At 61.7% G+C, this 19,954-nt stretch carries 16 protein-coding genes; 1 reads left to right on the forward strand and 15 read right to left on the reverse strand.

Features of this window, described 5'->3' with window-relative positions:
* Positions 1-31 precede the first annotated feature (31 nt).
* Genes CAF73_RS04245 through arnB form a run of 9 tightly spaced genes read right to left on the reverse strand, consistent with a single transcriptional unit; the run spans position 32 to position 10,442 of the window.
* Positions 32-1,624: a glycosyltransferase family 39 protein gene (locus CAF73_RS04245; protein WP_176247705.1), complete on the reverse strand. Its 1,593-nt coding sequence runs from the start codon at positions 1,622-1,624 to the stop codon at positions 32-34.
* Positions 1,624-3,003: a UDP-glucose/GDP-mannose dehydrogenase family protein gene (locus tag CAF73_RS04250; protein WP_085696082.1), complete on the reverse strand. Its 1,380-nt coding sequence runs from the start codon at positions 3,001-3,003 to the stop codon at positions 1,624-1,626. The genes CAF73_RS04245 and CAF73_RS04250 overlap by 1 nt, the downstream gene beginning before the upstream one ends.
* Positions 3,000-3,404, reverse strand: coding sequence for a 4-amino-4-deoxy-L-arabinose-phosphoundecaprenol flippase subunit ArnF (gene arnF, locus CAF73_RS04255; protein WP_085696083.1), 405 nt, complete (start codon positions 3,402-3,404; stop codon positions 3,000-3,002). Before arnF ends, CAF73_RS04250 begins: the two co-directional genes overlap by 4 nt.
* Positions 3,401-3,745 carry a 4-amino-4-deoxy-L-arabinose-phosphoundecaprenol flippase subunit ArnE gene (arnE, locus tag CAF73_RS04260; RefSeq protein WP_085702031.1) on the reverse strand — a complete coding sequence of 115 codons (345 nt, stop codon included), beginning with the start codon at positions 3,743-3,745 and terminating at the stop codon, positions 3,401-3,403. The genes arnF and arnE overlap by 4 nt, the downstream gene beginning before the upstream one ends.
* Positions 3,742-5,391 (reverse strand): lipid IV(A) 4-amino-4-deoxy-L-arabinosyltransferase, encoded by a 1,650-nt coding sequence (arnT, locus tag CAF73_RS04265; RefSeq protein ID WP_085702032.1) that lies wholly within the window; start codon positions 5,389-5,391, stop codon positions 3,742-3,744. Before arnT (CAF73_RS04265) ends, arnE begins: the two co-directional genes overlap by 4 nt.
* Positions 5,388-6,272 carry a 4-deoxy-4-formamido-L-arabinose-phosphoundecaprenol deformylase gene (gene arnD, locus CAF73_RS04270; protein ID WP_085702033.1) on the reverse strand — a complete coding sequence of 295 codons (885 nt, stop codon included), beginning with the start codon at positions 6,270-6,272 and terminating at the stop codon, positions 5,388-5,390. Before arnD ends, arnT (CAF73_RS04265) begins: the two co-directional genes overlap by 4 nt.
* The gene (arnA, locus tag CAF73_RS04275) at positions 6,272-8,278 is read right to left on the reverse strand and encodes a bifunctional UDP-4-amino-4-deoxy-L-arabinose formyltransferase/UDP-glucuronic acid oxidase ArnA (protein ID WP_085696087.1); all 2,007 of its coding nucleotides are present in this window, start codon (positions 8,276-8,278) and stop codon (positions 6,272-6,274) included. Before arnA ends, arnD begins: the two co-directional genes overlap by 1 nt.
* Positions 8,275-9,297, reverse strand: coding sequence for an undecaprenyl-phosphate 4-deoxy-4-formamido-L-arabinose transferase (arnC, locus tag CAF73_RS04280; protein ID WP_085702034.1), 1,023 nt, complete (start codon positions 9,295-9,297; stop codon positions 8,275-8,277). Before arnC ends, arnA begins: the two co-directional genes overlap by 4 nt.
* On the reverse strand, positions 9,294-10,442 hold the full coding sequence (arnB, locus tag CAF73_RS04285) for a UDP-4-amino-4-deoxy-L-arabinose aminotransferase (RefSeq protein ID WP_085696089.1): 1,149 nt from the start codon (positions 10,440-10,442) through the stop codon (positions 9,294-9,296). Before arnB ends, arnC begins: the two co-directional genes overlap by 4 nt.
* Positions 10,443-10,873: 431 nt before the next feature.
* On the opposite strand from arnB, the gene xerC reads away from it, so the two are divergent.
* Positions 10,874-11,764 (forward strand): tyrosine recombinase XerC, encoded by an 891-nt coding sequence (gene xerC / locus CAF73_RS04290; protein WP_085696090.1) that lies wholly within the window; start codon positions 10,874-10,876, stop codon positions 11,762-11,764.
* On the opposite strand, the gene CAF73_RS04295 is transcribed toward xerC, so the two are convergent.
* The 6 genes from CAF73_RS04295 to CAF73_RS04320 all read right to left on the reverse strand — a co-directional run bounded on the left by CAF73_RS04295 (position 11,765) and on the right by CAF73_RS04320 (position 19,900).
* Positions 11,765-12,817 (reverse strand): ABC transporter ATP-binding protein, encoded by a 1,053-nt coding sequence (locus tag CAF73_RS04295; RefSeq protein ID WP_085702035.1) that lies wholly within the window; start codon positions 12,815-12,817, stop codon positions 11,765-11,767.
* A complete protein-coding gene (locus tag CAF73_RS04300) occupies positions 12,814-14,409 on the reverse strand; it encodes an iron ABC transporter permease (RefSeq protein WP_085702036.1) in 1,596 nt (531 codons plus the stop codon). Before CAF73_RS04300 ends, CAF73_RS04295 begins: the two co-directional genes overlap by 4 nt.
* Positions 14,410-14,412: 3 nt before the next feature.
* The gene (locus CAF73_RS04305; RefSeq protein ID WP_085702037.1) at positions 14,413-15,426 is read right to left on the reverse strand and encodes an iron ABC transporter substrate-binding protein; all 1,014 of its coding nucleotides are present in this window, start codon (positions 15,424-15,426) and stop codon (positions 14,413-14,415) included.
* Positions 15,427-15,623: 197 nt separating this feature from the next.
* Positions 15,624-17,153: a glycosyltransferase family 39 protein gene (locus tag CAF73_RS04310; protein WP_085702038.1), complete on the reverse strand. Its 1,530-nt coding sequence runs from the start codon at positions 17,151-17,153 to the stop codon at positions 15,624-15,626.
* Positions 17,150-18,859, reverse strand: a complete 1,710-nt coding sequence (gene arnT / locus CAF73_RS04315) for a lipid IV(A) 4-amino-4-deoxy-L-arabinosyltransferase (RefSeq protein ID WP_085702039.1) — start codon at positions 18,857-18,859, stop codon at positions 17,150-17,152. Before arnT (CAF73_RS04315) ends, CAF73_RS04310 begins: the two co-directional genes overlap by 4 nt.
* Positions 18,860-19,138: 279 nt before the next feature.
* Positions 19,139-19,900: a histidine phosphatase family protein gene (locus tag CAF73_RS04320; RefSeq protein ID WP_371918954.1), complete on the reverse strand. Its 762-nt coding sequence runs from the start codon at positions 19,898-19,900 to the stop codon at positions 19,139-19,141.
* Positions 19,901-19,954 lie beyond the last annotated feature (54 nt).

Here is a 19,954-nt window from a genome sequence, read left to right on the forward strand (position 1 = left end):
AGCGGTCCCTGTCGAAATCAAGGCGCGCAGGTTAAGGCGTCAGCCATAGCAACACATAATCGTTTTTGTCGAATCGCCCGCTCAGCACCGGCTGCAACGCCCCGATCGGCGTGCCTTGCAGGGCCAGGTAGTCACTGCGATCCATCATCAGCCACGCCGGCCCCTTGAGTGCTTCGAGTGCCTGCGTGGTTTCGGTGAACAGCGGTTGCAGGTCCTGCTCGACGTTGACCATGAACTTGATCGCCTTGGCGTCCTTGCCCATGCCGTGCAGCACCAGCGGCGCGGGTTGCTCGTGGATCCGCTTTATTACCGCCTGACTGAAGGTTCGCGTGTCATAGAGCTGGCGCTCGACCGGTTCGAACACCAGCGCATAGGCCGACCAGACCGCCAGCACGGCACTGAACGCGAGGACTTCGGTTCGCCAGCGCGGCAGTCGCAACCGCGACATTGCGGCCAGCTGCAGCAATCCCAGCACGATCATTACCGGTGTCAGGTCGGTCAACGACTCGGGAAACCGTCGCTTCGCCACCCACAACAGGACGATCAACAATCCAGGAATCAATAACCACAATCCCTGCAGGCCGACACGCAGCCAGGCAAACACCCGGCCATGCAACACCTGAAACGGATACGCCGCAATGATCGCCGCCATGGGTAGCATCGGCAGCAGGTAGCGGGCTTTTTTCGCCTGCGGAATTGACAGCCCGACCATCACGATCAACCCCGCCGCCGCGCAATACTGCACCAGTCGCAAGGCCGGGCCGCGCTGCCGAGGTTGGCTCAGCCACGCGGCCGCCAGCGCCAGCAAGGCCAGCGGATACGCCAGCGCGTAGTTGCCCAGCGAGCTGGTGAAGTAATACAGCGAACCGCTGACGCCTTCGCTGCCGTCCATGCGCCCCATGAACTGCATGCGGATCACGTCCTGACGAAACGCCGACCCGCCGCTGAGATCCGCCAGCCACAACAACAGCCCGACGCACGCTGCCAGCAGCAGCGACGCCAGCACACCGAAGGTCAACAGACGCGACCATTGGCGACCCAGCAGGTAGTAACTGCACAGCATGCCGGTCGGCACCACCAGCCCGATCGGCCCGCGAATACCGAACCCCAGCAGCAATAGAAGGAACACCAGCGGCCAGCGTCGAGCGGCAGCGAAATGATCGTGGGCATAGCCGAGGTAGAACACCGAAAACGCCACGGCGGCGAGCATCAGATCCTGCGATACCGCGCGGGTCTCGGTGATGAAGGTGCCGGTGAGCATCAGCAGCGCGATGCTGACCACCGCCCAGCGCACGGATGAAGGCGCGAGCAAGCGATACATCAACGTCACGATCACCGCACCGGCAACCGCGCTCGGCAGCCACGCCGTCAGGCTGTTGACCGTGCCGAACGGTAACGACAACAGCCAGATGAACAGCGTCGACAGCGCCGAATAATCCGCGTACGGCTCACCATAAGTGGTGGGAAACACGCTGGGTCCGTGTCGCAGCATTTCCTGGGCAAACAGCACGAAGCGTGAGTCGAAACCGATCGGCGCTTGCCCGTACACGCCGGCAATGAACAACACGAACGCCAGCAGCCCTGCGATCAGGGACTGCCGGCGCAGGGTGGGGGATAACCCCATCAGGCCACGTCCGAAGCGTGCGGCCACTGCTGCAAGGGAATCGGCAGGGCGCGCGATTCGCCACGGCCCATCGGGAAGTAATGGAAGCCGTTGCGGGCCAGGCGTTCGGCGTCGTACAGGTTGCGGCCGTCGAAGATCACCGGGGCCTTGAGGCGTTGTTGTATCAGGTCGAAATCCGGCGCCTTGAACTGCTGCCATTCGGTGCAGATGATCAGCGCGTCGGAACCGGCGAGCACGGATTCCGGAGTGCCCATCAGCATCAGTTTCGATTCGTCCGGGTACAGATGCTGGGTTTCCTGCATCGCTTCCGGGTCGAACGCCCGCACATTGGCGCCAGCGGCCCACAATGACTCCAGCAGCACCCGGCTCGGCGCGTCGCGCATGTCGTCGGTGTTCGGCTTGAAGGCCAGGCCCCACAGGGCGAAAGTCTTGCCGCGCAGTTCGCCCTTGTAGAACGCGTTGATGCGTTCGAACAACTTGTGTTTCTGCCGCTGGTTGATCGCTTCCACCGCTTGCAGCAAATCACTGGAGCAGTGTGCCTCTTCGGCGCTGTGGATCAGTGCGCGCATGTCTTTTGGGAAGCACGAGCCGCCGTAACCGCAACCGGGGTAGATGAAGTGGTAGCCAATACGGCTGTCGGCGCCGATGCCCTGGCGCACCGATTCGATGTCCGCACCCAGGTGTTCGGCCAGCTCGGCGATCTGGTTGATGAAACTGATCTTGGTCGCCAGCATGCAGTTGGCGGCGTACTTGGTCAGTTCGGCGCTGCGCAGGTCCATGAACATGATGCGGTCATGATTGCGGTTGAACGGCGAGTACAGATCGCGCATCACGTCGCGCACTTCTTCGCGTTCGCAGCCGATGACGATCCGGTCCGGCCGACGGCAATCGGCGACCGCCGAGCCTTCCTTGAGAAATTCCGGGTTGGAGACGATATCGAACTGCAACAGGCGTCCGGCCTTGAGTAGCGCTTTGTCCAGATGGGTGCGCAAGGTGTCGCCGGTGCCGACGGGTACGGTGGATTTCTCCACCAGAATCAGCGGCTGTTCACGGTGGCGAGCCACGGCGTCGCCTACCGAGAGCACGTAACGCAGGTCGGCCGAACCGTCTTCTTTCGATGGGGTGCCGACGGCAATGAACGCGACCTTGCCATGCTGCACCGCGAGTTTTTCATCGCAGGTGAATTGCAGGCGCCCGGCGTCCAGGCCTTCGCGGACCAGGCTGGCCAGCCCCGGCTCGAAGATGCTGACGTGGCCCTGACGCAACAGTTCGACTTTTTTCTCGTCGATGTCCATGCACACCACGTCATGGCCGACTTCGGCCAGCACGGCGGCCTGCACCAGGCCGACATAACCGCTACCAAACACTGTGATTTTCATGGCGAACTCCTCAATTCGGGCGCACGGGCCGGACGAGTATTGATGGTGATGACCCCGAGCATGACCAGCGCCACGCCCAGTGATTTGGAGAAACTGAAGGATTCGTTGAACCACGGCAGGCTGGCCGCCAGCAGATACACCAGCGCATAGCTGATGCTCAGCAGCGAATAGGCCCGGCCCAGCGGCAGATCGCGCAGGGCGGCGAGCCAGCAGAGCATCGACAGCGCATAGGCGAAGATCGCCGCGAGCACCACGGCCAGCGCGACTGAATCGACACCGGGCACGGTCAGCCACTGATCCGGTCGGGGCAGGCGCGTCATGCTCCAGCGCATGCTCAGTTGCGCCACGCTCACCAGCAGCACGCTGGCCAGGGCGAAGAAAATTCCATGGCGCCGGTTCATGACTGTTGCCCCAACAGCACCACGCCGCCGATCACCAGCAACACGCCGAACCAGTGCTGAATGTCGACGGGCTCCTTGAACGCGAAACGGGCGATCAGGGTGATGATCACGAAATTCAGGCTGAGCATCGGGTAGGCGATGCCGACCGGCAGGCGCTGCAACACCAGCAACCACACCAGCAATCCGCCGCCGAGGGCAAACAGGGCCAGCCACAGCCACGGCGAGCGCACTTTTCGCGACCACGGCAGGCTCGCGACGCGCCAGCTCTCGACGGCGAATTTCTGCGCGACCTGGCCCAGGCAGGTCAGCAGGCAGGCGAGCAACAGCAACCACAGGCTCATGACGCCTCCTGCGGAAGCATCATGATCACCAGATTGCCTTGCTCATAACGAACGCCGTCCTTGGGCAGTCTGTCGAGTTCGTCCAGTTCGTCTTGCCCCTTGACCCGCATCACCACGCCGACCGAACCGGTCTTGCGGGCTTCGCGCATCCACTGTTGCACCTGATCGGGATCGACCCGTTGTTGAATGCCGTCAGGATAGGCAAGCCCATATTTCAATTCGCCTATCGTGTTGTATAGCGCGACCTGCGGACGTTTCAGGCGCCAGGACAGGGCCGACGCGGCGCCCAGGTCGTTGCTCAGCAGGTGCGTGGCGCTCGCCAGTTCCGTTTGATGGGCGAGGATGAACTGGTCTGGCATCTTGTTCGCCACCACCGATTTGGGCAGTGATGCCGGCAGCAATGCGATCAGCAGCAAACTGCCCACCGCCGGCGCCGCCCAGCATTGCAACGGACGAAACGCTTGCAGCAGGTTGCTGATGATCCAGCCGGTCAGGGCGATGAACACCAGCACCAGACTGTGCAATTCGTGGTCGTACAGCGGGCGCTTGAGCTGCACGTAAACCAGCCCGATCAGCGTGACGATGCCCAGCAACAGGTTCAGCAGGCCATTGAGGCCCAGTGCCCGGCCTTGCTCCAGGCGCAGGCGATCGGCCAGTGCATGGCCCAGCAGCAACGCCAGCGGCAGCAGGCACGGCAAAATGTAGGTCGGCAACTTGCCGTTGCTCAGACTGAAGAACAGCAGCGGCATCAGCAGCCACAGGCCGAGAAACGCAATGCTCGTATCACGACGGGTCTGCCACGCCTGTTTCAGCGCCACCGGCAGCATTCCCACCCACGGCAGACTGAACGCCACCAGCAGCGGCAGATAGAACCACCACGGCGCGTCATGCTGGGCATCGTCGCCGGCAAACCGGCGGATGTGCTCGTGCCAGAAGAAGAATCGCCAGTAATCCGGTTCCTGACCGTGCACCGCCAACACCCACGGCAGGCTGACGATGATCGCTACGGCAATCGCAATCGGGCCGTACAGCAGCAATTCCTTCCAGCGCTTTTGCCAGAGCATCCACGGCAAGGCGATCAGCACCGGCAGCAGCCAGGCGAGAAACCCCTTGGTCATGAACCCCATGCCGCACGCCAGGCCCAGCACCGCCCAACCGGCCATGCGCTGGCCGTTGGAACGGCTGTCGAGGGCAAACCACAGCGCCACCAGACTCAGGTTGACCCAGAAGGTGAATTGCGGGTCAAGGTTGGCGTAACCGGCCTGGCCGGCAACGATGACGAAGCTCATGTAGAGCAGGGCGCAGACGAAGCTTTTGCGCGGGTCATTCCACAAACGGCGGGCGATGAGAAAGCACAGCAGCACGCTCAGCCCGGTGCTCAGGGCCGAGGCAAACCGCACGCCGAACAGGTTCTGCCCAAACACGGCCTGCCCGAGGGCGATCATCCAGTACCCGGCCGCCGGTTTTTCGAAGTAGCGCAGGTTCAGGAAATGCGGCGACACCCAGTTGCCGCTCAGCAGCATGTCCTGGCTGATCTGCGCATAACGGGTTTCATCGGGAATCCACAGACCATGACTGCCCAGCGGCAGTAAATAGGCCAGCAGAAAAATCCCCAGCAACAGCGGTAATGCCCAGCGTTTGCTCATGCGCCTTGCACTCCCAGCCAGCCTTCGCGGCCTTCGAGGGCGCCGCGTTGCACACGACCGACGGGCAGGGTGTTGAGAAACTCGGGCAGCAAGTCGCCCAGCGGCTGAAAGTGGATATGTCGCTGGCGTGCGTCGGCCAGCAGTCGACGAAAATCTTCGGCCATCAGAATCCCTTCTACTTCGGCATGAATGGTGTAGACGTTGAGGTTGTCCGGGCGGAACCGGTCGAGGATGAAAGCGTTGAAATCCTTCGCCGCCACACTCGGCCCGACCACTTCATCGAAGGTCGGCAGGTCCACCGGAATCTGCGGCGCGCCGACCGAGCCGTCAGACAGCAATGGGCGGAACAGCCGCTGCCCACGGCAATCGCTGTTGTAGCGAAAGCCGAAGGCTTGTTTGGCTTCGATCACACGCTCGTCCGCACGCCAACCGGCGGCGGCTGAACACATGACCTTTTCGCCGAGGATGTCGCTCAAGGTGTCGACGCCCTGACGGATCTGCTCGACCAGTTGCGCATCGCTCCAGCGCCCGGCATTGGCCTGCCAGCCGTGGTGATCCCAGGCGTGCAGGCCGACCTCGTGGCCGGCGGCCCGGGCCTGACGCATCAGGTGCCCGAGGTCGCGGCCGATCGGTTTGCCCGGCCACGCCGTGCCTGCGAGCAGGATGTCCCAGCCGTACAGACCGGCGGCGTTGGAGCGCAGCATTTTCCAGAGGAACTGCGGACGGATCAGGCGCCACAGATGCCGGCCCATGTTGTCCGGACCGACACTGAAGAAAAACGTCGCCTTGATCTGCGCTTCATCGAGAATTTCCAGCAAGCGCGGCACGCCTTCGCGGGTGCCGCGATAGGTGTCGACATCGATGCGCAATCCGGCCTGCATCAGCATGCCTCTTTATGAGGGCGCTTCTCGATTTCCAGCATCGCTTCACGCAGGAAGAAATCCAGCGTGTTGCCGATGGTCTCGCGCATTTCCACGGTCGGCGTCCAGTCCAGCAGGCGCTTGGCGTTGGCGATGCTCGGTTTGCGGTGCTCGACGTCCTGGTAGCCGGCGCCGTAGAACGCCTTGCTTTCGACGTCGCGGAAACCGGCGAACGGCGGGAAGTTGGAACGCAGCGGATGCGCTTCGAACTGGCGCAACAGTTCTTCGCCCAACTGACGAATGCTCGCCTCGTTGTCCGGATTGCCGATGTTGATGATCTGGCCGTTGCAGACGTCGTTGTCGTTATCGATGATCCGCGCCAGCGCCTCGACGCCATCGGCGATGTCGGTGAAGCAGCGTTTCTGCTCGCCACCGTCGAACAGGCGGATCGGCGTGCCTTCCACCAGATTGAGGATCAACTGGGTGATGGCGCGGGAGCTGCCGATGCGCGCCGAATCAAGGCGATCCAGTCGTGGCCCCATCCAGTTGAAGGGACGGAACAGTGTGAAGTTCAACCCTTTGGCGCCATACGCCCAGATCACCCGGTCCAGCAGTTGCTTGGACACCGAGTAGATCCAGCGTTGCTTGTTGATCGGGCCGACGATCAGGTTCGAGGTGTCTTCGTCGAAGTGCTTGTCCTGGCACATGCCATAGACTTCCGAGGTCGACGGGAAGATCACGCGCTTGTTGTATTTGACGCAGTAGCGCACCAGCTTGAGGTTTTCTTCGAAGTCGAGCTCGAACACCCGCAGCGGATTGCGCGTGTATTCGATTGGCGTGGCGATGGCCACCAGCGGCAGGACCACGTCGCATTTCTTGATGTGGTACTCGATCCATTCCGAGTGAATGCTGATGTCGCCTTCGACGAAGTGAAAACGCGGATGGCTGCGCAGTCGGTCGATGGCATCGGAACCGATGTCCAGGCCATAGACTTCGTAGCGCTCGTCACGCAGCAGGCGCTCGGACAAATGGTTGCCGATGAAACCGTTGACACCGAGGATCAGCACCCGTGTGCGGCGCGGGCCACGGCCGGATTCGGCACCGCGCAGCAGCGAACCGTCCACCAGACCCAGTTCATTGGCCAGTTGCGGGCCGCTCAGGTACAGGCCGTTGTCGTTGCGCTGACCGGCGTTGATCACCAGCGAGTCCTCACCGCAGGCGATGCGCAGCGGATCGACGCTGATGACCCGGCCCGGCGCCTGGCCTTCGTTGCCTTTGACGACTTCGGCGCTCCACACAATCAGCTTGTGCTCGCCCACGGCGCAGAAGGCGCCGGGGTAGGGCTGGGTCACGGCCCGCACCAGATTGAACAGTTTTTCCGCCGGTTGCGCCCAGACCAGTTTGCCGTCCGCCGGAGTGCGACGGCCGAACACCGTGGCTTTGGATTCGTCCTGCGGAGTTTCGGTGAGTTGGCCCTGAAGCATCGCCGGCAAAGCGTCGCGCAACAGGTCGCTGGCGGCGACGCGCAGTTTGCCGTGCAGGCTCAGCGCGCTGTCGCTGCGTTCGATGGCCACGCGCTGCTGGGCGACGATGGCGCCGGCGTCGGCACGTTTGACCATGCGGTGCAGGGTCACGCCGGTCTCGGTTTCGCCGTTGACCAGCACCCAGTTGGCCGGCGCGCGGCCACGGTAGCGCGGCAGCAACGAGCCGTGCAGGTTGAAGGCGCCTTTTTTGGCCAGCGCCAGCAGGGGCTCGCTCAGCAGGTGGCGATAGTAGAAGGAGAAGATGTAGTCCGGATCGAGCTTGGCAATCCGCTCGATCCACAACGGGTGGTTGGCGTCTTCCGGGGCATGAACCGCAATGCCTTTGTTGGCGCACAGTTGTGCAACCGAGGCGTAGAAGGTGTTCTCCTTCGGATCATCGGCATGGGTAAACACCGCCGCAATGTCATAGCCACTGTCGAGCAGGGCTTGAATGCCGGCGCAGCCAATATCGTGGTAAGCGAAGACAACGGTTTTTGCGCTCATGAGAGAACCTGATCAGACGTGGAGTTGGAATTGAGGCCGTCAACGGTGATGGCTGGAACCGGCTTGGCGGGGTGCCCGCGCAGGACCTTTTCGATGAAGAAACGCGGGCGGGCGCGCACATCGCTGTACATGCGGCCCAGGTATTCGCCCAGCAGGCCCATGCCGATGAACTGGCCACCGGTGAACACGAACAGCACGGCGAACAGCACGAACAGGCCATCGCCGGCCCAGCCGGCGCCAAACGCCAGGCGCATGACAATCAGCGCCGCCGCGAACAGCACGCCGAGCCCGGCCATGGCGAAGCCGACGATGCTCAGCAGGCGCAGGGGCGTGGTGGTCATGCAGGTGATCAAGTCGAACATCAGGTTGATCAGGCGCATCGGGCTGTATTTCGAATCGCCGTGTTCGCGCTCGGCGTGGGCCACGGGGATTTCGGTGGTGTGGCGGGCGAAGCTGTTGGCGAGGATCGGAATGAATGTGCTGCGTTCGCGGCAGGCGAGCATCGCGTCGATGATGGTGCGGCGGTAGGCGCGGAGCATGCAGCCGTAGTCGCTCATGGCGACACCGGTTGAGCGTTGCACGGCGAGGTTGATCAGTTTCGACGGATAGCGGCGCAACGCCGAGTCCTGACGATTGCCGCGCACGGTGCCGACCACGTCGTAGCCCTTTTCGGCCTCGGCCACCAGACGCGGGATTTCTTCCGGCGGGTTCTGCAGGTCGGCGTCGAGGGTGATCACCACGTCGCCCTTGCACTGTTCGAAGCCGGCCATGATCGCGGCGTGCTGACCGTAGTTGCGGTTGAGGATGACCGCCACGAATGGGCTGTCCTCGACTAACGCGGCGTCTTCGAGCAATTGCGCAGAGGCGTCGCGACTGCCGTCATCGACCAGCACAATTTCGTAGTCATGGCGCAATTGCTGGCAGGCGGCGCGGGTGCGGCGCAGCAGTTCCGGCAGGCTGTCTTCTTCGTTGTAGACCGGGATGACGATCGACACGCAATGAATCGGATAAGGTCTCACGGGCGTTTCCCCATCAGGTGTTGAATGGCCCCGACGACCCGGTCCAGATCCTGGTCGGTCATGTCGGGGAACAAGGGAATCGAGCACAGCCGCGCCGAGTTCCACTCGGTGTCAGGCAGGGACAAGTGCGGGTCACGCTGGCGATACCAGGTGTGCAGGTGGGTGGCGATGAAGTGGATGCCGGTGCCGATGCCTTGCTCCTGCAAACCCTTCATGAAGGCTTCGCGATCGATCCCGCAGCGCTCGCTGTCGATGCGCAGGATGAACAGGTGCCAGGCGTGCTGTTGCGCGTAATGCGGAACGGCCAGCGGTTGCACCGGCAGGCCTTCGAGTTTTTGCAGGTATTGCGTGGCCAGTTCGGTGCGGCGGGCATTGATTGCGTCCAGACGTTCCAGTTGCACCAGCGCAATCGCGGCGTTGATGTCGGCCAGGTTGTATTTGAAACCGGGCTCGATCACCTGGGCCTGGGGTTTGCGGCCATGGGTCAGGCGATCGTAGGCATCGACGCCCAGGCCATGGAACTTGAGCATGCGCACGCGGTTGGCCAGGGCTTGGTCGTCGGTGACGAACATCGCGCCTTCGGCGCAGGTCATGTTCTTGATCGCGTGGAACGAGAAGATCGCGGTGCCATGCGAACCGACGTGGCGGCCCTTATAGCGGGTGCCGGCGGCATGGGCGGCGTCTTCGATCACGGCGATGCCGTGCTTGTCTGCCAGCGCGTACAGCGGATCAAGGTCGAACGCGGCGCCGGCGTAATGCACGGGAATGATCGCTTTGGTACGCGGGGTAATGGCGGCTTCGATGCGCGCGGCGTCGGTCATCAGGGTGTCGCGGTCGACATCGACGAACACCGGCGTGGCGCCGAGCAGGGAAATCATGTTGGCGGTGGACACCCAGGTCTGCGACGGGGTGATGACTTCATCGCCGGGGCCGATGCCCAGCGCCAGCAACGTTACATGCATGGCACCGGTGGCCGAGGAAAGTGCCACGGCATGCCGGCAACCGACGTACTGCGCAAACTGTTCTTCAAGTGCCTGGTTTTTCGGCCCGGTGGTGATCCAGCCGGACCGCAGTACTTGCTCTACGGCGGCAATTTCTTCGTCGCCGATACTGGGGCGAGAGAAGGGGAGAAACGCCTGACTCATGCACACCTCATTGCAAAGAAAAAAGAAATAGATCCAATAGGAAATCGGATCCAATCAAAGCGTAGACGCGAAAAAATCCTTTGCATCAATAAGTTGCCAAGACGACATAACGTCGGGTTCGGTTGACATTTCAGGCGTTGCCCGGCAGGTTGGGCAGCGCCGGCACAGGACTCAGTGGAATTAAGGTTATGCCCGTTTTTGTGAAAGGAACATGAAAAACCGGTCGGCGAATCGTTTATCTGAAACCCATACAGCCACTGTTCAGACTTCTACCGCTTATCGCGGTTTTTAGTAGAAAAGTCCTACGGAAGTGTTCCCCTTATATTAAAAATGTTGCAGTTGTTAGTTGCTGTGTTGAACTGTTTTTACTCAAGGCCCGACGTTTGATTGACTTACCCGTTGCATCCCCCGACACCCTGAAAACCAACCCGATGACCGTGTATCTGGCGCGTCTGGCTCCCTCCAGCCAACTGACCATGCGTTACGTTCTGCAAGATGCCGCCGACCGTCTCGGCTTCGAAGACATGAACGTCGAAGACATTCCCTGGCATGCACTGCAACCGGAAGATGTGGTTGCGTTAGTCGCCGCATTGCGCGCCGACAATTACGCGCCGAATACGTCTTCGCTGTATGTAAACGCCATTCGCGGTGTGATGAATGAAGCCTGGCGCATGAGTCTTATCAGCCAGGAACATTTATTGAAGATGCGCTCGGTCAAAGGCATTGCCGGTACCCGACTGTCTCAGGGGCGCAACTTGAAGCGCACGCTGATACATGAATTGATGGAAGTCTGCGCGGCCGATCCGCGACCGCAAGGTTTGCGTGATGCGGCGGTGATTGCGCTGTTGTACGGCACCGGCATGCGCAAGTCGGAGTCGGTGGATCTGGACCTCAATCAGGTGGACTTCAACGAGCGCAGTCTGTGCGTCACCGCCAAGGGCAATAAACAACTGATCAAGTACGCGCCAGCCTGGGCGTTCGCCAAACTGAATGCCTGGCTGGAGTTTCGTCGCTCGGAACTCAAGGAAGGCGAGAGCGACGACACGTTTCTGTTCAACCGCATCCGCCGTGGCAGCCACATCACCCGTGAGCGCATTACCAAGCACGCGATCTATTACATTGCCCGCCAGCGCGGGACCCAGGTCGGTGTGAAAATCATGCCCCATGATTTCCGTCGTTCGTTCATCACTCGGGTGATCGAAGAACACGACCTGTCGATCGCCCAGAAGCTGGCCCACCACAGCAACATCCAGACGACCGCCAGCTACGACGTGCGCGACGACAACGAGCGGCGCCGCGCGGTGGATCGCTTCGACCTGTAGTCAGGGCACCGCAAAGACGTGGGCTGTCCCCAGAATGGACAACTGCACGGTGCTGCCGGCCGGTGGCGCGTGCATGCCGGAGCTGCGTACCAGCAATGAGCGGCCGGGGCTGGCCCGGGAGCGAAGTTCCACGGTCAGGGTGCAGACGTTGCCGCCGAAGTCTCGATCAGTGACCACTGCGTGGCAGCCGTCCGGGTCGGGCGGGATGTCCGAGAGTTGAAGTTGTTCCGGCCGCAGCATGATCTGCGCGGCGCCGGAAAAACCGTTGGTGTTGACCGCCACCCGACCCAGGTCGCAATGGGCCCAGCCGGCTTCGATCCGGGCGGGCATGACCACGGCTTCGCCGAGAAAATGCGCGGTCTGTTCGTCGCAGGGATAGCGGTAGAGGTCCATCGGATGCCCCGACTGCACCAGACGACCGTCGCGCATGACGGCCAACTGGTCGGCGAACGACAGCGCTTCGCCCTGATCGTGGGTCACCAGAATCGTGGTCACGCCGGCATCCTCCAGCAGGCGCGCGACCATTTTGCGCATGGCGCCGCGCAAGCCGGTGTCGAGGGCGGAAAAGGGCTCGTCGAGCAGCATCAGGCGTGGCCGCTGGGCCAGTGCGCGAGCGAGTGACACCCGTTGTTGCTGGCCGCCGGACAGTTCGTGGGGCCAACGCGCCGCCATGTCGGCGTTCAGGGCGACGCTGTCCATCAGTGCCTGAATGCGTTCGGTTCGGCGGCCGCCGGTTTCCGCCAGTCCGAATCCGATGTTGTCGGCCACGGTCATGTGCGGGAACAGCGCACCGTCCTGCGGCACGTAACCAATCTGCCGTTGATACGCGGGTACGGCGTGGTTGCTGTCGACCAGGGTCTGGCCGTTGAGCGTGAGGCTGCCGGCGTCGGGGAATTCGAACCCGGCGATCATCCGCAACAGGGTGGTCTTGCCGGAGCCGGAGGGGCCGACGATCACTGTGCGGCTGCCGGTCGGGACGGACAGGTTGACGGAGTCCAGCGCCGTTTGTGCGCCGAAGGCTTTGCTTAATGAGTTGATTTCGAGAGCGTTCATCGGCCGGCACTGCGCCTGGATTGGTGATAGAGGATGGCCGTGAGCGGCAGCGACAACAGCACCATCAGCAGCGCGTAAGGCGCTGCGGCGGCGTAGTCGATTTCGCTGGTCATGGCCCAGAAACCGGTGGCCAGGGTGCGCGTGCCGTTGGGCGCGAGCAGCAGGGTCGCGGTCAGTTCATTGGTGATCGCCAGAAACACCAGCGCCGCGCCCGCCGCCGCACCGGGCGCCGCCAGACGCAAGGTGATCTGCCACAGGGCGCGCAACGGTGAGCGCCCGAGGCTTTGCGCGATGTTTTCCAGCTCGACAGGCGCTTGCGCAAACCCGGCGCGCAGGCTGACCAGTGCCCGGGGCAGAAACATCAGCAGATAGGCCAGCAGCACGGTGATCGTGGTCTGGTAGATCGGTCGGGCGAAATGGATGGTCACGGTCACCAGTGCCAGCGCCACGACGATTCCCGGCAGCGCGCTGGTGATGTAATTGCAGCCTTCGAGCAGGCGCTGCAGCTTGCCGGGGGCACGAATTGACAGCCAGGCAATCGGGATCGCCGCGAGGCTGGTCAACAGCGCACCGGCCACCCCGAACGACAGCGTTTGCAGCAACGCCGGCAGCCATTCGTTGCCTTGCCAGACCTCGGCGCCGCCGGCGATCAGCCATTTGCCGAGGGTCAGCAACGGCACGCCGAGCGCCAGCAGGCAGGTCAGGCCTTGCAGGCACAAGCCCAGCGCGGCGGTGCGCCGATGCAGGCGCACGGTGCGTTGTTCGCGAGCGCTGCCGGAGCCGACGCGGGCGTATCGCGCATGACCACGGGCGCCGGATTCCACCATCAGCATCGCCAGGCAACACAGCGCCAATACACTGGCGAGCATGTTGGCGGCCGGGCCGTTAAAGGTTGATTTGAACTGGTCGAAAATCGCCGTGGTGAAAGTGTCGAAGCGGATCATCGCGTACAGGCCGTATTCCGCCAGCAAGTGCAGACCGACCAGCAACGCACCGCCGCAGATCGCCAGGCGCAGTTGCGGCAACACCACCCGGAAAAACACTGCCCACGGCTTGAGGCCGAGGGATTCGGCGACGTCTTCAATCGCCGGATCGAGACGACGCAACGTCGCCGCAATCGGCAGGTACAGAAACGGAAAATAGGCGATCACCGACACCAGCACCCCGGCCGGCAATCCATTGATCGACGGAATCAGGCTGACCCACGCGTAGCTGTGCACGAACGCCGGCACCGCCAGCGGGGCGACCGCCAGCAATGACCACAGCCGTCGCCCCGGGAGGTCGGTACGTTCGGTCAGCCACGCCAGAGTGGTGCCGAGCACGATGCAGATCGGCAGCGTGATCAGTACCAGCAGCACGGTGTTGATCAGCAGCTCGGCCACCCGAGGGCGGAAGACCAAAGCTTCGATGGTTGCCCAGCCGGTGTACCACGACACGCCGATCACAAAGCCGATCGGCACCAACGACAACAGCGACACCGCGATGGCCAGCACGACCACCCACGGACTCCCGCGTCCGTTGAGGGCGCGGGTCCTGCGTGACAAATGGGCGGAGGGCGTCGCAACGATCTCCGCGGGCAGCGATTCAGGCATCAATTACAGCAGTCCTGCCTGGGTCATCAGTTCGACGGCTTTCTTGCTGTCGAGCTTCGATGCATCGACTTTCGGCGCGTCCAGGTCCTTCAACGGCACCAGTTTCGGATTGGAACCGGCGTCCTTGCCAACGGCGTATTCAAAAGAGTTGCCGGTACGCAACACATCCTGGCCTTGCTTGCCGGTGATGTATTGGAGGAATTTCTGCGCGTCTTCCTGGTGTTTGCTGGAAGCCAGCACGCCGCCACCGGAAATGCTCACGAATGCGCCCGGATCCTGATGCTTGAAGTAGTGCAGGGCGGTGTTCTTGCTGTTTTCGCCGGTCTTGGCCTGATCGACGAAGGCGTAATAGTGATAGATCACGCCGCTGTCGACTTGTCCGGCGTTCACCGCTTTGAGCACCGAGCTGTTGCCTCGGTAGGCGGTGAAGTTGGCTTTCATGCCCTTGAGCCATTCGAGGGTGGCGGCTTCGCCTTTCTGTTGCAGCACGGCGGCGACGATCGCCTGGAAATCCGCACCGGCAGGCGACGCGGCCCAGCGACCTTTCCAGGCCGGGCTTGCGAGGTCCATCAGCGATTTGGGCAGGTCTTTTTCCGACAGCTTGGCCGGGTTGTAGACGAACACCGTGGAGCGCGCGGCGATACCGACCCAATGGCCGTGGGCCGGGCGATACGCCGCATCGACTTGTTCGAGGGTCGCCGGAGCCACGGGCGCGAACAGCTTGGCGTTGTCCACCAGCACCATGGCCGGGGAGTTTTCCGTCAGGAACACATCCGCTGGCGACGCCGCACCTTCCTGCACGATCTGATTGCCCATTTCCGTATCGTCGCCGTTGCGCACCGTGACCGGAATCCCGGTTTCTTCGGTGAACCCGGCCACCCAGGCCTTGGTCAGGGTTTCGTGCTGGGCGTTGTAGACCAGAAGGCCGACTGAATCGGCGGCAAAGGCCTGCCCGGCAGCAAGCAGCGCAGTCGCCAGCGCGGCCTGTTTCAGGAAGGACGGAAGGGATGGACTCATGGCGGGGCAGCTCCTGTTTTTTAGACGTTCATGGGCAAGCGTTCGCGTGAGTTTCAATGCGAATGATTTGCATATGTTGGCTGGCAATGTAGAGAAGCAAATGAGAAAAAATCGTCAAACCAACCGTTAATACATGTCATTGCCATTCAGGTTAGCAGTCACTTGGCGGGGACGCCGGGCGAACCCGGCGCTGTCTTTCAGAAACGTTGGGGGAGGTAGGCCACGCTTTGATCTTCCCGGCCGTGGAACAGCTGTTCGCCGCGCGTGGGCGTGGTGGTGATGACTTGATGGTCGCGGCTGAGGTGATTCAGCGGAATGGGATCGCCGGTGCGGTACTGGGCGACAAAGAGGGTTCGTTGCGGATCCCAATGCTGACCGCTGGTGCGTTCCAGCCAGGCGAACATGGCGGCGGTATCGCCGTCGCGGGGGAAATCCCGGTTTTCCGGTACGTAGTAGAACGGCGCGCCGCCCGTCTGCAGGTACAAGGGGACTTTGTTGTCGACGTCGACCATGACCAGGCGCCATTGGCTCAACGGTGCGCGTTGGCTGGCTTGCAGAAGGACGGTTTCGCCGAAACGGATTACACCGCCTCCGCTGTTGGTCCACGGGTAAAGCACACCGAGTATGCCGAGCAGCAGGGCAGTAGCCACGCCGAAAGCGATTTTCAGGCCACGCCCGTCGAACGGGCCTGCGCCATTTCGAACCGCCGCGCGCCGGGTGATCCACCACGCCCCGAGCAGTTGCGCGAACGGCACCAGTGGCAGCACGTAATAACTGCGTCGGCTGCCGCTGGCCGTGAAGAACAGCATTAATAATCCCAGGCCCTGAATCAGCCAGCGTGTGTCCGGTTCGATGTGTTTCCAGTTCCGCGCCGCGACCCACAAGGCAACGATCCAGCACGGCGCCCAGGGCAGGGTATAAATCGGCAGGTACAGTAAATAGGTGTAGATCGGGCCGATATTGTCGAATGGCTGGAAAAACCGCACGACGTTTTCCCGCAATACCAGCCCGAGGCCGCTTTGCCCGTAATTCGGCGCGCCGTAGAGGTGGGACAGCAGGAACGGCGTCATGTAGAACACCCCGGCAATCAACAGCGCGGCGAGCAGTCTCAGATTGAGATGACGCTTCCAGCGGCGGTCATTCAACAGGTGCGGCAGCAGCACCAGCCCCGGCAGGATAAAGCCGATCAGCCCCTTGAACAGTGAGGTCAGGGCCAGCAAACAGCAGAACACCACGTAACGCGAAAAACGGGTGTCCTCCGGCCCGCGCCAATACCACCAGACCGCTGCCAGCACCCCGCACACGGTCAGAATGTCGGCCGTGGCGACCCGTGCCCAGAACACGAAGTAGAAGGTGGTTGCCAGCATCCACCCGGCGATCAGCCCCGTGCCCTTGCGAAACAACTGCTCGCCCAGCCGATACACCAGCCACACGCTCAACCACGCGGACAGCACCGAAGGCAGACGCAGCGACCAGTGATCCAGGCCACCGGTCAACCCTGCGGTTGCGGTGATCAGCCAGTACGACAGCAACGGCTTGTCGTAATAGGGATCGCCCTTGAGGTACGGATCGAAGTAATCGCCGCTTTGCAGCATCTGCAACGCGATGTTGGCCCAGCGGGTTTCCGCGCCCCACAGTTCGCGGCTGCCCAGGCCCAACAGCAACATCAGGGCGCTGGCGGCCAGCAGGAGCAGCAGGGCGGTGCGGTCATTGTTGCGCACCGTCATGGTTGACCCTGCGCAAAGATGAAAATGTGCAGATTGCCGCGCCGATAATGCTTGCCGTCCACCGGCAGCCGTTCTACTTCCTGCTCTTCCTGAGTGCTGTTGACGCGCAACACCACACCGACGGCGCCTTTTTTCCGCGCGTCGGTCATCCACTGGTCGACGCTGTCCAGGGTGACTTTGCGTGCCGACATGGCCGGGTCTTCGAGGCCGTATTTCAATTCGCCGATGGTGTTGAACAGGTCCACTTGCGGGCGTTTCAGGCGCCACGCCAGCGCCGAGGCCGCGCCCAGATCGTTGCTCAGCAGGGACGCGGTTTCACTCAGTTCCCGTTGATGCTCGGCAATGAACTGATCGGGCATCTTGCTGTTGACGATCTGCGCCGGCATGGCCGCAGGCAGCAACGCTACGAGCAGTCCGATACCCAATGCCGGCATTGCCCACAACGTCAGTGGCCGCAGCACTTGCAAGGCGTTGGCGATGATCCAGCCCATCACCACGATGTAAGCCAGCGACAGGCTGAACATCTCGGTGTTTTCGTAGATTTCTTTCCTGGCCTGAAGATAGAGCAGGGCCACCAACGCAACACTGGCGAGCACCGTGTTGATCACACCGTTCAGGCGCAGGATCCGGCCATTGCGTTGATCCTGCCACCTGACCACGGTTTGCCCCATCAACAGCGCGACGGGCAGCAGGCACGGCATGATGTACGTAGGAAGTTTGCCGCTGCTCAGACTGAAAAAGGCCAGTGGCAGCAGGAACCACAGTGCCAGGTACGCAATTTTTGCCTCACCCCTTTCGCGCCACATGCGCAGCAAGCTCGAAGGTAGCAGCAGCGCCCACGGCAGGGTTGAGGCAAACAGCAAAGGCAGGTAGAACCACCACGGACGGGCATGTTGCGCGTCGTCTCCGGCGGCAAAGCGACGGATGTGTTCGTGCCAGAAGAAGAACCGCCAGAAGTCCGGTTCCCGGTAATGGACTGCCAATACCCAAGGCAGGCTGACGAGGGCGCAGACCGCCATAGCGACCAGTCCGTAACGCACCAGCTCACCGAACCGTCGTTGCCAGACCATGTAGGGCAGTGCGATCAGCACCGGCAACAGCAGGGCGAGGAAGCCTTTGGTCATCAGACCCATGCCACATGCGACGCCGAGCAGGACCCAGCCACCCAGGCGAGCGCGGGGCGTGCGGCTGTCGATGGCAAACCACGCAGCCACCATGCTCAGGTTGACCCACAAGGTGAATTGCGGATCGAGATTGGCATAGCCCGCCTGACCGGCGATCAGCCCGAAACTCATGTACAGCAGGGCGCTCGCGAGGCTGATTCGAGGGTTGTTCCAGAGTCGACGGGCCAGCAGATAAGTCAGCCAGACACTGGCTCCGGTACTCAGCGCCGAAGCAATGCGTACGCCAAACAGGTTGTCACCGAAAATCGCCTGGCCGATGGCAATCAACCAGTAGCCGGCAATCGGTTTCTCGAAATAACGGATGCCCATGAAATGCGGGGCTACCCAATTGCCACTCAGCAGCATTTCCTGGCTGATCTGGCCGTAGCGGGTTTCATCGGGGATCCACAGGCCGTGGTTCATCAACGGCAGCAGGTAAAACACCACGAACGCCAGAATCAGGCCGGGGATGGCCCAGCGTTCGATAGTTGTTGCCGGGGACAAGAGGGCAGCGTGTCGCAGCGGGTTGTTCTCAGACGTCATGACAAAGCCTTGGTACCGTACGAAATTCTGATGTCGATGACCTGCCCGGCGTGTTCCTGAGCGAGCGTGTCATCGTGCTGAATGAATGCAGGTGTCGGGGCATTTCCTGTATCCAGAGAACTGCCGTACCTCCAGGCCGAAGTACTCGCGATACAGCAAAGCCTGAAAAAAACAGCTGTCCAGTAAATCGGGGGCAGGTACACCGCTTATTACAATTTAATGAAGTCTGCTTTGTTTGATTGAATACAACTCGGAACTGTCAATTAGCTGTCCAAGGCGTTAATCACTATTGAGTTGAGACCAGGCCTCGGCATCCAGAATACCCAGCACTTTAAGTTGCCCCTTGGCATCAAGGCGAACAAACAGCGTGCTTCCATAATCAGCGGCGATCGCGTGAGGGAAACCGGTCTGTTTTTCAAAGTCGCTGATACAGCCGCTGTGGGTGATCAGCACCAGATTGCGTTGCGCAACTTTGTGCGCCACCACCTCGTTACGCAGCGACGGACCGCAGGATTCAAGCCAGGTCTGGGCAGTAGCGTCCTGCCCGAACATGGCACGCGCCGTTTGCACGGTCCGGGTCAACGGGCTGGTCAACACCTGCGCCTGCTGCATGCCCAGCCTCGCAAAACCCTTGCCCACCCGCGCAGCCGAGTCATTGCCTACCTGAGTGATACCGTCTTCCGGGCCCAGACAAACATGGTCGGAGCGGTCGCAACGTTCAGCATGGCGCACCAGCGCCACGACTTCGCCCGCCTGCCAGGCGTTGGTCCAATCAGCTCTTGAGGCCTTCCCCGCATGGCCCAGATCAATGGGCGAGCGGGTTACCCAGACGAAGCCGCTGACCAGTGCAATCGCAACCCCTGCACCGATAACCGTCAGCAGTTTTCCAAGTCGCAATATTCGACGTTGTTTATAGACTGCTGTTAACAGCATCTGTCGCTCCACGCCATACCCCTTAACTTCGCAGGCGCGAGTGGCCTGCGATTTAATCAACTTTATGGTTGCGTACTTGAATGCTGGCTGAATGTTGGAGCTGTTCACGTTGGGCCGCAGTGAAGAACATGTGAAAAATTTGCGAGAGTAGAAAGTGTGCAA

The organism is Pseudomonas sp. B15(2017), assembly GCF_002113215.1.
Taxonomy (GTDB): domain Bacteria; phylum Pseudomonadota; class Gammaproteobacteria; order Pseudomonadales; family Pseudomonadaceae; genus Aquipseudomonas.